The sequence below is a fragment of the Rhodococcus sp. UNC23MFCrub1.1 genome (genome assembly GCF_000686025.1).
Lineage (GTDB): Bacteria > Actinomycetota > Actinomycetes > Mycobacteriales > Mycobacteriaceae > Rhodococcoides.
The window spans coordinates 135,702-148,980 of sequence record NZ_JMLQ01000007.1 but is presented as its reverse complement, the minus strand read 5'-3'; the positions used below and the strand labels follow the sequence as shown (position 1 = coordinate 148,980).

Here is a 13,279-nt window from a genome sequence, read left to right as displayed (position 1 = left end):
GTGTTCGGAGGGGGGAATGCGTCGAATGGTCAAGAAGGTGACGGTCACGCTGGTCGACGACGTCGACAACGTGCCGGCTGACGAGACGGTGTCGATCGGGTTGGACGGCACGTGGTTCGAGTTGGATCTGTCCAACTCGAACGCCGATGAGCTGCGGAAAGTCATGGATCAGTGGATCCAGCACGCGCGGCGGGTGTCGACGCGGACGACCGGGGGAGGGCCGGCCGCGAGCTCGTCCGGGGGCACGCGGACACGCGGAGCGGCCGATCGGGCGCGCAGTGCTGCAATACGGGAATGGGCGCGCACGCAAGGTTTCGAGATCAGCGCGCGGGGCCGCATATCGTCCGAGATAGTGCGGGCCTGGGAACTTTCTTCGTGATTCTGTCCTGTCTGTCGGAGTCATTGTCATTCGATTGAATGACAATGACTCCAATGGATGGGCGGAATGTCCGTCACGTCTCATCACGCCGACCCATTGCCGTGGGTGCCGATCAGGAGTAGGCCGTTCGCTGCGGGCGAAGGCGGGAACGGTGAATCCGCTGTCGCTCGTGGTAACGAATCTCCGGTGCAGTGCGTTGTGACTGCATACAAGGGTGCCGGTGTCGTCCCGATGGACGCGCCGAGGGTATGGGAGCCACCGTTCGCCGTCGGATGAACTTCCCCGGCGGAGCGGCACTCGAAGGTCACGGCAACTAGAGTGAGAGTCGGGCTCGAGGTTCGGACTAGAGGGTCCGACGCCTGCCCCGTCATCAGTGTGAGGGAGAGCGATGTTCGAGAGGTTCACCGACCGCGCACGGCGCGTCGTCGTCCTGGCCCAAGAAGAGGCCCGGATGCTCAACCACAACTACATCGGCACGGAGCACATCCTGCTGGGTCTCATCCACGAGGGTGAAGGCGTGGCGGCGAAGTCTCTGGAGTCGCTCGGGATCTCCCTCGAAGGTGTACGCAGCCAGGTCGAGGAGATCATCGGCCAGGGCCAGCAGGCACCGTCCGGGCACATCCCGTTCACTCCGCGTGCCAAGAAGGTCCTCGAGCTCAGCCTGCGTGAGGCGCTGCAGCTCGGACACAACTACATCGGCACGGAGCACATCCTGCTCGGCCTCATCCGTGAGGGCGAGGGTGTGGCTGCGCAGGTGCTGGTCAAGCTCGGCGCCGATCTCAACCGCGTGCGCCAGCAGGTCATCCAGCTCCTGTCCGGATACCAGGGCAAGGAGCCCAGCGAGTCCGGCAGCAGCCGCGGCGAGGCGGGCACACCGTCCACGTCGCTGGTGCTCGACCAGTTCGGCCGCAACCTCACGCAGGCCGCACTCGAGGGCAAGCTCGACCCGGTCATCGGACGCGCGAAGGAGATCGAGCGCGTCATGCAGGTGCTGAGCCGCCGTACCAAGAACAACCCGGTGCTCATCGGTGAGCCCGGCGTCGGCAAGACCGCCGTCGTCGAGGGCCTCGCGCAGGCGATCGTCAACGGCGAGGTTCCCGAGACGCTCAAGGACAAGCAGCTCTACACGCTGGACCTGGGCTCGCTCGTCGCCGGCAGCCGGTACCGCGGTGACTTCGAGGAGCGCCTGAAGAAGGTGCTCAAGGAGATCAACACCCGCGGCGACATCATCCTGTTCATCGACGAGCTGCACACGCTCGTCGGCGCGGGTGCTGCCGAGGGCGCGATCGACGCGGCCTCCATCCTGAAGCCGAAGCTCGCTCGTGGTGAGCTCCAGACCATCGGTGCCACCACGCTCGACGAGTACCGCAAGTACATCGAGAAGGACGCGGCCCTTGAGCGTCGCTTCCAGCCGGTGCAGGTCGGCGAGCCGTCGGTCGATCACACGATCGAGATCCTCAAGGGTCTGCGCGACCGGTACGAGGCGCATCACCGCGTCTCGATCACCGACAGCGCGCTCGTGGCGGCCGCGACCCTGGCCGACCGGTACATCAACGACCGCTTCCTGCCGGACAAGGCGATCGACCTCATCGACGAGGCGGGCGCGCGCATGCGCATCCGTCGGATGACGGCGCCGCCGGACCTGCGCGACTTCGACGACAAGATCGCCGATGCTCGTCGGGAGAAGGAGTCCGCGATCGACGCGCAGGACTTCGAGAAGGCCGCCAACCTGCGCGACAAGGAGAAGCAGCTCGTCGCGCAGCGTGCCGAGCGCGAGAAGCAGTGGCGTAGCGGAGACCTCGACGTCATCGCCGAGGTCGACGACAACGAGATCGCCGAGGTCCTGGGCAACTGGACCGGCATCCCCGTGTTCAAGCTGACCGAGGAGGAGACCACGCGTCTCCTGCGCATGGAGGACGAACTCCACAAGCGCATCATCGGCCAGGTCGAGGCGGTCAAGGCGGTCTCGAAGGCCATCCGCCGTACCCGCGCAGGACTGAAGGACCCGAAGCGTCCGTCCGGCTCGTTCATCTTCGCCGGCCCGTCCGGTGTGGGTAAGACGGAGCTGTCGAAGGCTCTGGCGAACTTCCTGTTCGGCGAGGACGACGCGCTCATCCAGATCGACATGGGCGAGTTCCACGACCGGTTCACCGCATCGCGTCTGTTCGGTGCGCCCCCCGGATACGTGGGCTACGAAGAGGGTGGCCAGCTCACCGAGAAGGTGCGCCGCAAGCCGTTCTCCGTGGTGCTGTTCGACGAGATCGAGAAGGCTCACCAGGAGATCTACAACACGCTCCTGCAGGTGCTCGAGGACGGCCGTCTCACCGACGGTCAGGGTCGTACGGTCGACTTCAAGAACACCGTGCTGATCTTCACCTCGAACCTCGGTACGTCGGACATCTCCAAGGCAGTCGGGCTGGGCTTCTCCTCGGGTGAGGGCAGTGGCTCCAACTACGAGCGCATGAAGCTCAAGGTGCACGACGAGCTGAAGAAGCACTTCCGCCCCGAGTTCCTGAACCGCATCGACGACATCGTCGTCTTCCACCAGCTCACCAAGGACGAGATCATCCAGATGGTCGATCTCATGCTGGCGCGAGTGGAGGTTGCGCTCAAGAACAAGGACATGGCCATCGAGGTCACGGACAAGGGCAAGGCGCTCCTGGCGAAGCGTGGATTCGACCCGGTGTTGGGTGCGCGTCCGCTGCGTCGCACGATCCAGCGCGAGATCGAGGACCAGCTGTCCGAGAAGATCCTGTTCGGCGAGATCGAGCCGGGTCAGATCGTGCTGGTCGACGTCGACAACTGGGACGGCGAGGGACAGGGCGAGGACGCTGTCTTCACCTTCCGCGGCGAGAAGAAGCCGATCAGCCTTCCCGACGAGTTGACCGTCGACCTGGCGAAGTCGGGCGAGAGCTCCGAGTAGTACGCACGCGCGGCAACGGGCGGGACCCTCACGGGCCCCGCCCGTTCTGCGTTCGTGGTGTCTCTCGCGATGAGTTCGGCCGCACCGCCCGGTCTGTACCGGTATGGCTACTGCAACCGTGAACTCGATGCTCCTGTCCAGCCCCGATCCCGAAGCGCTCGCCCGGTGGTACGGGGAGGTGTTCGAGGCGCCGCCGATGTCGATGGGCCCGTACACCGTGATCGACCTCGACGGCTTCTTCGTCATGTTCGACAAGCGTGACGACGTGACGGGCCCGAATCGAGAGGGTGCGCGCGTCGTCCTGAACGTGGAACCGGACGACCCGGAGGCGGTCGCCGGTCGAATCGACGCGCTCGGCGGCGAGTGGGTGAGTCCCCTCGAGAGCCGCGACGGGGACCTGTTCGCCACCGCGAAGGACCCCGACGGCAACTGGATCCAGCTGGTCCGTCTGCGGGACGAGATGGAAGCGCAGATGGGCGCTCCGACGACGCCGTTCTCCGGCATCGCGGTCCGAGACATGGAGGACACCACGCGCTTCTACCGCAATGTCCTGGGCATGCGCGTACTGCCGTCCGAGATGGGTACCTCCTGGATTCGCATCGACCGACGCACCAGCATGCTCGCCTACCCCAAGCCGGATCACGTACCGGCCACGCACACCGTGCTGAACATCCCGACGCGTGACATCGACGCCACGGTCGCCGACCTCACAGCGCGAGGTGTCGAGTTCGTCCGATACGACGGGGCACCGCAGGACGACCGCGGTGTCATGCGGGGGAACGGCCCGGACATCGCGTGGTTCACCGACCCGTCCGGCAACGTCCTTGCGGTGATCGCCGTCGACCCGAGCGTCTGACCTGGCATCGGTTCGAAGTCGACAGCCGCTGGATACTCTGAACGAGTCAAGAGTTCCCCAGCGACAAGGATGGCTGATGCCTACTCGTACAGCACGGACAGCATGGAACGGTTCACTCGAGGAAGGCTCGGGACAGGTCGAGCTCTCCAGCTCGAAGGTCGGCACGTACGACGTGTCGTTCCCCAAGCGTGCGGCGGACGACGCGGGCGGCACCACCAGCCCCGAGGAGCTCATCGCCGCAGCGCACTCGTCCTGCTACGCCATGCAGCTCTCGGCCGTCATCGCCGAGGCCGGTGGCACTCCGCAGAGCCTCGACGTCACCGCCGAGGTGTCGCTCGGACCGGACGAGGTCGGCTTCAAGCTGACCGGCATCACGATCACGGTGCGCGGTGAGGTCGACGGTCTGGACGCCGACGGCTTCGCGAAGGCAGCGCAGAACGCCAAGGAGACCTGCCCGGTGAGCAAGGCCCTGACGGGCGTCGAGATCACGCTCGACGCCGCTCTCGAGAGCTAACGCAACAGCTCGAACGTCCCCTGGACGACGGCGAACGCGTAGGCGTTGTCCAGGGGGCCGATCGCCTCGTCGGACTGCAGTTGGGTGGCCACCACCCAGTCCTGTCCCCGAGCGTCGGTCAAGAGCCAGGACCCCGCTACGTCGCCCGCGGCGTTGCCGTTCTTGTAGCCCACGTACGGCCAGCGAGCGGGATCGACCTCGGCGCCGGGGTTCAGCGCGAGGACCTGGCGCACGACGTCGCTCTGCGGACCCGTGATCAACGCCGCGTACGCGCGGCAGATGTCGTTCGCGCTGCCGAACCACTCGACTCCGTCCGGCGTACCGGGCCTCGTCGCGATGCCCTGGTAGTCGAGGTCGGCGGTCACCGGATCGACGGGTTCGCTGTCGATGGTGCGATTCTCGATACCGGCCAGGATGTCGCGGCGGGTCTGCGTGTCGGCGTCGCGCCACTGCGCACGCAGGTCCGGCCGTCCCCACCCGAGCACGAAGAACTCGCGTGTCGTCGGAAAGGGCGTCAGCGCCGCAGGATTCGCGGCGCCCATGATGGTGACCTCGGACTCGACCGCGTCCCGTCCGATGCGATCCATCAGCAGATCGGTGGCCGTGTTGTCGCTGATCGCGATCATCGCGTCGGTCGCCTCGCGCACCGTCACCGGTGTTCCCTCGGGAGCGAACTGCAACTGTCCCGACGGGGCCGACTTGCGTGCGTCGGTCACGGTCAACTGCTCGTCCCACGACAGCGTCCCGTTGTCGACGGCCCGCGCGACCGCGCCGAGCACGTACAGCTTCGCGACGGAGGCGAGCGGCAGGGAGTCGTCCGCGTTCAGGCTGTGAACGGGAGTACAGGTGCCGTCGGTGACGCGGGAGGCGACGTAGGACGTGCGGGCACCGAGAGCGCTGAGCGCAGCGTCCGACGAGGCGAAGGAGTCGACGCCCTCGGTGTCGGGCAGAGCCTGGATCCCGGACAGCAGGCCGTCCTCGGTGGCGCGCAGTCGCAGCGTCACGGGCGCGTTCCGGCCGGTGCTCAGTCGCACGGTGGACTCGAGGCCGTCCTCGGTCCGTTCGCCCACGGTGAGGGGGCCACTCGCCAGGATCTGCGCGACGGGACCGAGCAGCCCGCCGACCTGAGCCAGTGCCTGCGCCAGCTCGGGCGCCGCGAAGGAGTCGATCGCGGCCGGGTCGAGCGTGGTGGGGTCCGGCGTCGTGATCCAACCGAGGACGGTGTCGGTGACCGCCGTGATCGGCGCGCCGGCGGCCGGGGCAGCGGTCGTGTCGGCGGGTTCCGTCGTGGATCCGTCGCCGCGCGCGGCTCCCGACTCGAGCAGCGGATCGACGCCTGCGGAGCATCCGGCGAGCGTGAGAGTCGCGGTGACGGCAGCGGCCAGAATGGCGTACCTGCGTGACGTGGGCATGTGTCGCCGACCTCGTTCCCGCTCGAACTGCTGTGGCTCGAACTGCCGTGAAGAACCGACCTTACCTACAGTCATGTCCGGGTTTACCGGTCGGCCGGTCCGTCTCGACGGGCCGGAACGTCCAGGACGACGTCGAACTCCAGCAACGAGGCACCCGAGGCGACCGGCTTCGCCCGCTCACCGGAATGGGCCTCGCGAGCCGGTCCACCCGACCAGGCCTGGAACGACTCCTCGTCCTCCCACTGCGTGACGACGAAGTAGCGGCTCTCGCCCTTGACCGGGCGGAGCAGCTGGAAACCGAGGAAACCGGGTGAGCCGTCGACCGATCCGGCGCGGGCGGCGAAGCGCTTCTCGAGTTCGGGGCCGGCGCCCTCGGGCACCTCGATGGCGTTGATCTTGACCACTGGCATGGAGCCGAGGCTACCTGCGACGGTTACGGTCGAGCGATGCTGGACGACCACGGCGGCTCCGGAGTGCCCCTCGTGCTGCTGCACGGCCTGATGGGCGGCCCGGACACGTGGCGGCGGCAGGTGCCCTGGTTGCGGGAGCACGGCCACGTCCTCGCCGCCCGGGCGGCGGGACACGGGCGTGCTGCTCCGGCGACCCTCACCACGGAGGCGTTCGTCGACGAGCTGCGCGAGGCGCTGGCGCCGTTCGAGTCCGTGATCCTGATCGGTCACTCCATGGGCGCGCTCCACGCGTGGTGCCTCGCGGCGCGCGAACCGGATCGGGTGCGCGGGATCGTCGTCGAGGACATGGCTCCCGACTTCCGCGGTCGCACCTCCGACGGGTGGGCCGCCGTCATCCGTGCGTGGCCCCAGCCGTTCCCCGACGAGGCCGCGGTTCTGGCGTACTTCGGTGACGTCGCGGGGCAGTACTTCCTCGACTCCTTCGAGCGGACGCCGGACGGGCTGCACCTGCACGGAGACGTGGACACGTTCGCGGCGATCTCGGACGAATGGGGACGACGCGACTTCTGGGACGAGTGGCGAGCAGTGCGTGCTCCCGCGCTGCTGCTCGAGGCGGAGCACACGGTCACTCCAGCGGGTCAGATGGCGAGAATGGCTGCACTGCATCACGACTCGACGTACGAGGTGGTCGCCGGCGCCGGGCATCTGGTGCACGACGATCGGCCGGGGGAGTACCGGCGCGCTGTCGAGTCGTTCCTACGAGCCCTCCCCGGCGAGCGCGAAGGCGCCGGCGGACGTCTGCTCGACGAGCCCGTCGACCAGTAGCGAGTTCAGGGCACGGTCACGTTGGCCGGGATCGGTCGTCCACACCAGATCGAGCTCGGACTTCTCCACCGGACCCATCGTGGAGCGCAGTACGTCCATCAGTTTTCCGCGCACCTGCCGATCGGTTCCGGCGAACTTCTGCACCTTCCTCGGCGGTCCGTCGTGCGCCGGCCGACCGGCCTCGACCCACGCGCATGACGGGAGCGGGCAGTCCGCGCAGGCGGGATTGCGTGCGGTGCAGATGACGGCGCCGAGCTCCATCAGTGCCGCCGACAGAGTGGCCGCGGTGGCGACGTCCTCGGGTAGCAAGGCCTCGGTGTCTGCGAGATCTCTTGTGGTGCTGGGGTTTCCGGGCTCGGCGCGGCCGTGGACCGCACGGGCGACGACGCGCCGCACGTTGGTGTCGACGACGGGGACCCGCTGCCCGTAGGCGAAGCAGGCGACGGCGCGCGCGGTGTACGCCCCGACACCCGGCAGGGTCAGCAGCGTCTCGACATCCGACGGCGTCTCGTCGCCGTGGTGCTCGGCGAGGACGGCGGCGCAGTCGTGCAGGCGTGCGGCGCGACGGGGATAGCCGAGCTTGCCCCAGGCCCGCAGGACGTCGGCCCGCGATGACGCGGCCATGGCGGACGGCACCGGCCATCGCTGTACCCACTCGACCCAGATCGGAGCGACCCGCGCCACCGGAGTCTGCTGCAGCATCACCTCGCTCATCAGGATCTGCCACCCGCTGACACCGCTACGGCGCCACGGCAGATCCCTGGCCTCGCGTCGGTACCACGAGACCAGAACCTCGCTGTCCATGTCTGTGATCCTTCCCGGAAGTCGGGGCCGCCACCGGCGGGTGACTCATGTTTCGGTAACAATGAGTCCATGCCTAATTCGAGTCCCCGCTCAGCATGGAACGCACTCGTCGAGGGTAATCGCCGTTTCGTCGACGGCCGCCCGGAGCATCCCAGCCAGGGGGTGGATCACCGCGCGTCGCTCGTCGACGGTCAACACCCCACCGCGATCGTCTTCGGGTGCTCCGATTCCCGGGTGGCAGCCGAGATCATCTTCGACCAGGGCCTCGGCGACATGTTCGTCGTCCGCACGGCCGGCCAGGTCGTCGACTCGGCTGTTCTGGGTTCCCTGGAGTTCGGCGCCGAGGTCCTCGAAGCGCCGCTGATCGTCATTCTCGGCCACGACAGCTGTGGTGCCGTCAAGGCGACCATCAACGCGCTGGACGAGGGCACCGTCCCCGGTGGCTTCATCCGCGACATCGTCGAGCGGGTCACGCCGTCCGTCCTCAACGCCCACCGACTGGGGTACACGCGCGCCGACGACGTCGAGGCGCGCCACGTCCTCGAGACCGGAAAGTTGCTGATCGATCGGTCGTCGATCCTCGAGAAGCGCGTCGCCGCGGGAAAACTCGCCATCGTCGGCCTCACGTACAAGCTGGCCGAGGGCAAGGTGGAGTTCCAGGGCGCGCTGGGCGACATCGGACACGTCGAGATGGGGTCGACCGACCGCACCGATGCGAGTGATCTGCTCACCTCGTCGGCGACGGCGAGCGACACGCCGTAGTAGGTGCCGCTCGGTCACCGCGTCGGCACATACGGTTGACCTGTGCTCGAGCCGAACGGACCCTTGCCTCCCGAGATCTACTGGCGACGCCGCGCGCTCGCGATCGGTGGCGCAGTGGTGGTCATCGGACTCGTGGTGTGGCTGGTGGTGTCGCTCGCCGGTGGCGGGTCGCAGGATTCCGAGTCCACCGCGGCGTCCGCCTCGCTCGCACCGTCCGCTGCCACGACGTACCGCCCCGACGCGTCCGCGACCGGAGGCTCCGCTCCGGCAGGAGGTTCCGGTGGTGGCAGCGAGGGCGGAGACGCCGCGTCCTCGTCGTCGGCGACGTCCACGTCCGCCACGACGTCCTCTGCGCCCGTCGCTCCCGGTCAGTGCGCGGATCAGTCTCTCGCCGTGAAGGCCTCGCCCGATCAGCCGTCCTACCCCGCTGGGCAGGAGCCGGCGATCACCGTCGTCGTCACCAACATCGGAACCTCGGCGTGCGAGCGCGATCTGGGTTCGGGTCTGCAGCAGGTGCTGGTCTACACGCTGGAGGGGCAGCGACTCTGGTCGAACGTCGACTGCTTCCCCACCACGACTCCCGACATCCGCACGCTGCAGCCCGGTGAGCAGGCGCCGTTCGCCGTGAAGTGGTCCGCGACCACCTCCGAGCCCGGGTGCGCGGCGCCGCGGAACCCGGTGGGCCCCGGCGGATACAGCGTGGTCGGCCAGCTCGGCCAGCTGCGCAGCGCGCCGGAGACGTTCAATATCACGTAGCGCACGTCCGTTCCGCGTCAGCGAGGTCGGTTCCCGCGGCAGTTCCGCGTTCCGGCAGGTGCTGCAGTCGCAGCGCGAGCACGAAACCCCTCCGGGAAGATCGGCCGACTAATCGAACGGGAAGGCCGGGAGCCGGCCGATTAGTCGAACGGGAAAGCCGGAGGCCGGCCGATTAGTCGAACGGGAAGGCCGGAGGCCGGCCGATCAATCGAAGGGCCCCGAGATGCTGGCCTCGGCCATGCGGGACAGGCCTTCTCTGATGTGCCGGGCCCACAGCCCACCGATGCCCTCGACGGACTGCAGGTCGGCTGCGGTGGCGGCCAGCAGTGTCTGCAGGGTGCCGAAGTGCCCGACCAGTCGGTGAATCTGCGTGAACTGCAGCCGCGGAACGCGGGTGAGCAACCGGTACCCGCGGGGACTCATCGGTGCGTCGAGCGCCTCGATGGTGCCGGGGTAGCCGAAGGCACGAGCGATCACCGTGAGGTCGAGCAGGTCGACGTCGGTGAGCCGGTCGAGTGCCGCGAGGGAGCGTTCGACGGCCGCGGTGGTGGGTGTGTCGGTGCCGGCGAGGTAGTCGCGGACGACGAGTTGGCGCGCGGAGTCGTTGTCGCCCACCAGTTCTTCGAGCTGCAGGGCGAGCTGGCGTCCGTCGATACCGAGCTCGAGAACGTTCTGTTCGATCTCGACGGACACGCGCCGGACCATCTCGAGGCGCTGCGCGACGGTGAGCGCGTCGCGCAACGTCACCGAGTCCTCGATCTCCGTGACGGACAGTTGGCGGCTGACCTCGTCGAGGCGCGCCTTGTACCGCTCGAGGGTGGCCACGGCCTGGTTGGCGCGGGAGAGGATGGTCGCGGAACCTTCGATGACGTGCCGGGTTCCGCCGACGTAGACGCTGAGGATGCTCATCGACTGGCTGACGGACACCACGGGGTAGCCGGTGTGGATCGCGGTGCGCTCGGCGGCGCGGTGGCGGGTACCGGACTCGACCGTGGGGATGGTGTGGTCGGGGACGAGCTGCACGTTGGCGCGGACGATGCGCGAACCGTCGGTGGACAACACGACGGCGCCGTCCATCTTGGACAGTTCGCGGAGCCGGGTGGGGGCGAACTCGACATCGAGGTCGAAGCCGCCGTCGCAGATGCTCTCGACCTGTTCGTCGTACCCGAGGACGATCAGTCCGCCGGTGCGGCCACGCAGGATGCGCTCGAGACCGTCGCGCAACGTGGTGCCCGGGGCGAGGTCGGCGATGGCGTCACGCAGGGACGAGTGGGGTACCGGGAAGCCGAGGGAGATGTCCGGAGTCGTCACGGTGTCGGTCACTGGTCCCCCTCCCACGTCGTTCCCGGTTGCCGGTGGTGCAGAGTCAGGGTACCGGTACTCACCGCACCGGCGTTCCGTCTGCGGGTCGAGTGGTCTACTTCCGTCGTCGCTCGAAGGCTCCCTGCATCGCGCCGGCGACGTCGGTGACCCGGACGACCCGCATGCCCGGTGGATCTCCGGCCGTGTCGTCCTTCACGCCGCGGCGCTGGTCGGACGGGACGATCGCGGAGGTGAACCCCAGCCGCGCGGCCTCGGCGAGGCGCCGGTCGACGCCGACCACGCGCCGGACCTCTCCGGCCAGCCCCACCTCGCCGAGTACCACCATTCCCGGGGGCAGGGCGGTGTCACGGGCCGCGGAGGCGACCGCGAGTGCCAACGCGAGATCGACGACGGGCTCGGTGGTCCGCATACCGCCGATGGTGGCGGCGTAGACCTCCCGGCTGCTGAGCTGCACGCCGCAGCGACGTTCGAGGACCGCGAGGATCATCGACACCCGGGAGGCGTCGAGACCGCTGACGGCCCGGCGGGGCGTGGGCATGTGCGACGGCGCGACGAGTGCCTGGACCTCCGCGAGCAGGGCCCTCTTGCCGTCCATCGTGACGGTGACGGCGGTGCCGGGGACCGAGTCGGCGCGGTGGTGCAGGAACAGGCCGGACGGATCGCTGACGCCGTGGATGCCGCCCTCGCGGAGTTCGAAGCAGCCCACCTCGTCGGCGGCGCCGAAGCGGTTCTTGACGCCGCGGACCATGCGCAGGGTGGAGTGCTTGTCGCCCTCGAAGTGCAGGACGACGTCGACGAGGTGCTCGAGCGAGCGCGGCCCGGCGACCGCGCCGTCCTTCGTGACGTGGCCGACGAGGATGACGGCCGTGCCGCTGCCCTTGGCGAGGGACGTCAGCGCCGAGGTGATGGCACGGACCTGGGTGACGCCGCCGATGACGCCGTCCACGTCGGACGCCTGCATGGTCTGCACGGAGTCGACGACGACGAGAGTGGGCGCGACCTGGTCGACGTGGCCGAAGATGGTGGCCAGGTCGTTCTCTGCGGCGAGGAACACGCGCTCGTGCACGGCGCCTGTCCGGTCGGCGCGCAGACGCACCTGCCCCGCCGACTCCTCACCCGTGACGTAGAGCGCGATGTCCTGCGGGCTGCGCTCGGCCCACTGCTTGACCACCTCGAGCAGGAGGGTGGACTTGCCGACGCCCGGTTCACCCGCGAGCAGCACCACCGAGCCGGGCACGATGCCGCCGCCGAGCACGCGGTCGAGCTCGTCGACCCCGGTGGGACGGGCGATGGAGGACGTGCTGGAGACCTGTGTGAGCGGAAGTGCCGGCGACGTCGGGATCATCGACGCGCCGCCCGCCCGAACGGCGCTCGCACCCGGGCGGGACGACACGGAGGCGAGGAGGGTGACCTCGTCCATCGAGCCCCACGTCTCGCACTCGGGGCAGCGGCCGACCCACTTGGCCACGGTGTGCTGACAGGCCGAACAGCGATAACTGGTACGAGTCTTGGCCACTCGCGAAGACTAGAGGTGTCTACCGACAGGAATGCTCGGCCGACGGGGGACCGTCAGCCGTTGGCCTCGTCGTCGAGGCGCGGGGTGACGGGGCCCGGATCGACGGGCACGCTGACGGTGACGTCGCCGGCCTGCTGGAACGTGAAGGTGACCGGGACGGTGAGTCCGGGGCGCACGTTCTCGGAGAGGTCCTCCATCACGGCGGTGATGGACTGCGACCCCTCGGGGGCGGTGGGGTCCTGGTCCGCGGGCACTCCGGACGCGACGGACGCCTGCGCCGGGATCTCGATGGAGGTGCCACCGGTGGCACCGGTGACGACGACCTCGGCTGCACCCTCGGTCTCGATGCCGGTGATGCGGTCCGGTGTGGTCTCGCTGGTGTTGATCGCCGTGAAGATCAGCTCCGCGCGGCCACCGGGCTCGAGCACGAACTCGTCGGAGGAGGGGTAGGCGACGTGCACGTTGCGCAGGGAGACGGTGCCCTGGTCCGCGCCGTTACCGTTGACCGCGGCGACCTGCGTCGCCGTCTGGGAGATCTGCCCGGCGCTGCACGCGGAGAGGCTGATCACCGTGCCGAGAGCGAGCGCGACGCCGGTCGCGACTCGGGCCGGCCGGATCCGGGCGGTAGATGCGGTCACTGGTCGTCCTCCACTGGTCGTCATCGAGAGTTGTGCCGACGGGCGGCCACCACCACGCAGCGTAGTAGTTCGCCGTCCGGACGTGTGGATCGGGTGACGCCAGTCGGTGCCGGAGCGGGCCGAACAGCCTGCTCGATACATGTATCCCGCCCCCTGTCAAG

At 68.6% G+C, this 13,279-nt stretch carries 13 protein-coding genes; 7 read left to right on the top strand and 6 right to left on the bottom strand.

The features are described from left to right. Positions 1 to 25: 25 nt before the first annotated feature. From BR07_RS0117025 to BR07_RS0117010, 4 genes are all read left to right on the top strand, one after another. Positions 26 to 379 carry a histone-like nucleoid-structuring protein Lsr2 gene (locus BR07_RS0117025; protein ID WP_027506460.1) on the top strand — a complete coding sequence of 118 codons (354 nt, stop codon included), beginning with the start codon at positions 26 to 28 and terminating at the stop codon, positions 377 to 379. A gap of 388 nt (positions 380 to 767) precedes the next feature. Then, positions 768 to 3,302: an ATP-dependent Clp protease ATP-binding subunit gene (locus BR07_RS0117020; protein ID WP_027506459.1), complete on the top strand. Its 2,535-nt coding sequence runs from the start codon at positions 768 to 770 to the stop codon at positions 3,300 to 3,302. Positions 3,303 to 3,405: 103 nt separating this feature from the next. After that, positions 3,406 to 4,158 carry a VOC family protein gene (locus BR07_RS0117015; RefSeq protein WP_027506458.1) on the top strand — a complete coding sequence of 251 codons (753 nt, stop codon included), beginning with the start codon at positions 3,406 to 3,408 and terminating at the stop codon, positions 4,156 to 4,158. Positions 4,159 to 4,234: 76 nt separating this feature from the next. Next, positions 4,235 to 4,672, top strand: coding sequence for an OsmC family protein (locus tag BR07_RS0117010; RefSeq protein ID WP_027506457.1), 438 nt, complete (start codon positions 4,235 to 4,237; stop codon positions 4,670 to 4,672). Here BR07_RS0117010 and BR07_RS25205 read toward each other — a convergent pair. Beyond that, complete coding sequence (locus BR07_RS25205; RefSeq protein WP_051613516.1) at positions 4,669 to 6,084, bottom strand: serine hydrolase; 1,416 nt, start codon at positions 6,082 to 6,084, stop codon at positions 4,669 to 4,671. The two genes, BR07_RS0117010 and BR07_RS25205, sit on opposite strands and share 4 nt — an antisense overlap. Positions 6,085 to 6,167: 83 nt before the next feature. Next, positions 6,168 to 6,494 (bottom strand): antibiotic biosynthesis monooxygenase family protein, encoded by a 327-nt coding sequence (locus BR07_RS0117000; protein ID WP_027506456.1) that lies wholly within the window; start codon positions 6,492 to 6,494, stop codon positions 6,168 to 6,170. Positions 6,495 to 6,530: 36 nt separating this feature from the next. Between BR07_RS0117000 and BR07_RS25200 the strand changes: the two genes are divergently transcribed. Continuing rightward, the gene (locus BR07_RS25200; RefSeq protein ID WP_051613515.1) at positions 6,531 to 7,319 is read left to right on the top strand and encodes an alpha/beta fold hydrolase; all 789 of its coding nucleotides are present in this window, start codon (positions 6,531 to 6,533) and stop codon (positions 7,317 to 7,319) included. On the opposite strand, the gene BR07_RS0116990 is transcribed toward BR07_RS25200, so the two are convergent. Continuing rightward, positions 7,251 to 8,123 (bottom strand): A/G-specific adenine glycosylase, encoded by an 873-nt coding sequence (locus BR07_RS0116990; protein ID WP_037186305.1) that lies wholly within the window; start codon positions 8,121 to 8,123, stop codon positions 7,251 to 7,253. The two genes, BR07_RS25200 and BR07_RS0116990, sit on opposite strands and share 69 nt — an antisense overlap. A 69-nt stretch (positions 8,124 to 8,192) precedes the next feature. On the opposite strand from BR07_RS0116990, the gene BR07_RS25195 reads away from it, so the two are divergent. Continuing rightward, complete coding sequence (locus BR07_RS25195; protein WP_051613514.1) at positions 8,193 to 8,885, top strand: carbonic anhydrase; 693 nt, start codon at positions 8,193 to 8,195, stop codon at positions 8,883 to 8,885. A gap of 42 nt (positions 8,886 to 8,927) precedes the next feature. Then, the gene (locus tag BR07_RS0116980; protein ID WP_027506454.1) at positions 8,928 to 9,641 is read left to right on the top strand and encodes a hypothetical protein; all 714 of its coding nucleotides are present in this window, start codon (positions 8,928 to 8,930) and stop codon (positions 9,639 to 9,641) included. Between the two features lie 204 nt (positions 9,642 to 9,845). Here BR07_RS0116980 and disA read toward each other — a convergent pair whose 3' ends face one another. The 3 genes from disA to BR07_RS0116965 form a co-directional block, all read right to left on the bottom strand. Further along, positions 9,846 to 10,937 (bottom strand): DNA integrity scanning diadenylate cyclase DisA, encoded by a 1,092-nt coding sequence (disA, locus tag BR07_RS0116975; protein WP_027506453.1) that lies wholly within the window; start codon positions 10,935 to 10,937, stop codon positions 9,846 to 9,848. Between the two features lie 121 nt (positions 10,938 to 11,058). Then, positions 11,059 to 12,480: a DNA repair protein RadA gene (radA, locus tag BR07_RS0116970; protein ID WP_027506452.1), complete on the bottom strand. Its 1,422-nt coding sequence runs from the start codon at positions 12,478 to 12,480 to the stop codon at positions 11,059 to 11,061. A 53-nt stretch (positions 12,481 to 12,533) separates the two neighbouring features. Then, positions 12,534 to 13,118 carry a hypothetical protein gene (locus BR07_RS0116965; RefSeq protein WP_027506451.1) on the bottom strand — a complete coding sequence of 195 codons (585 nt, stop codon included), beginning with the start codon at positions 13,116 to 13,118 and terminating at the stop codon, positions 12,534 to 12,536. Positions 13,119 to 13,279 lie beyond the last annotated feature (161 nt).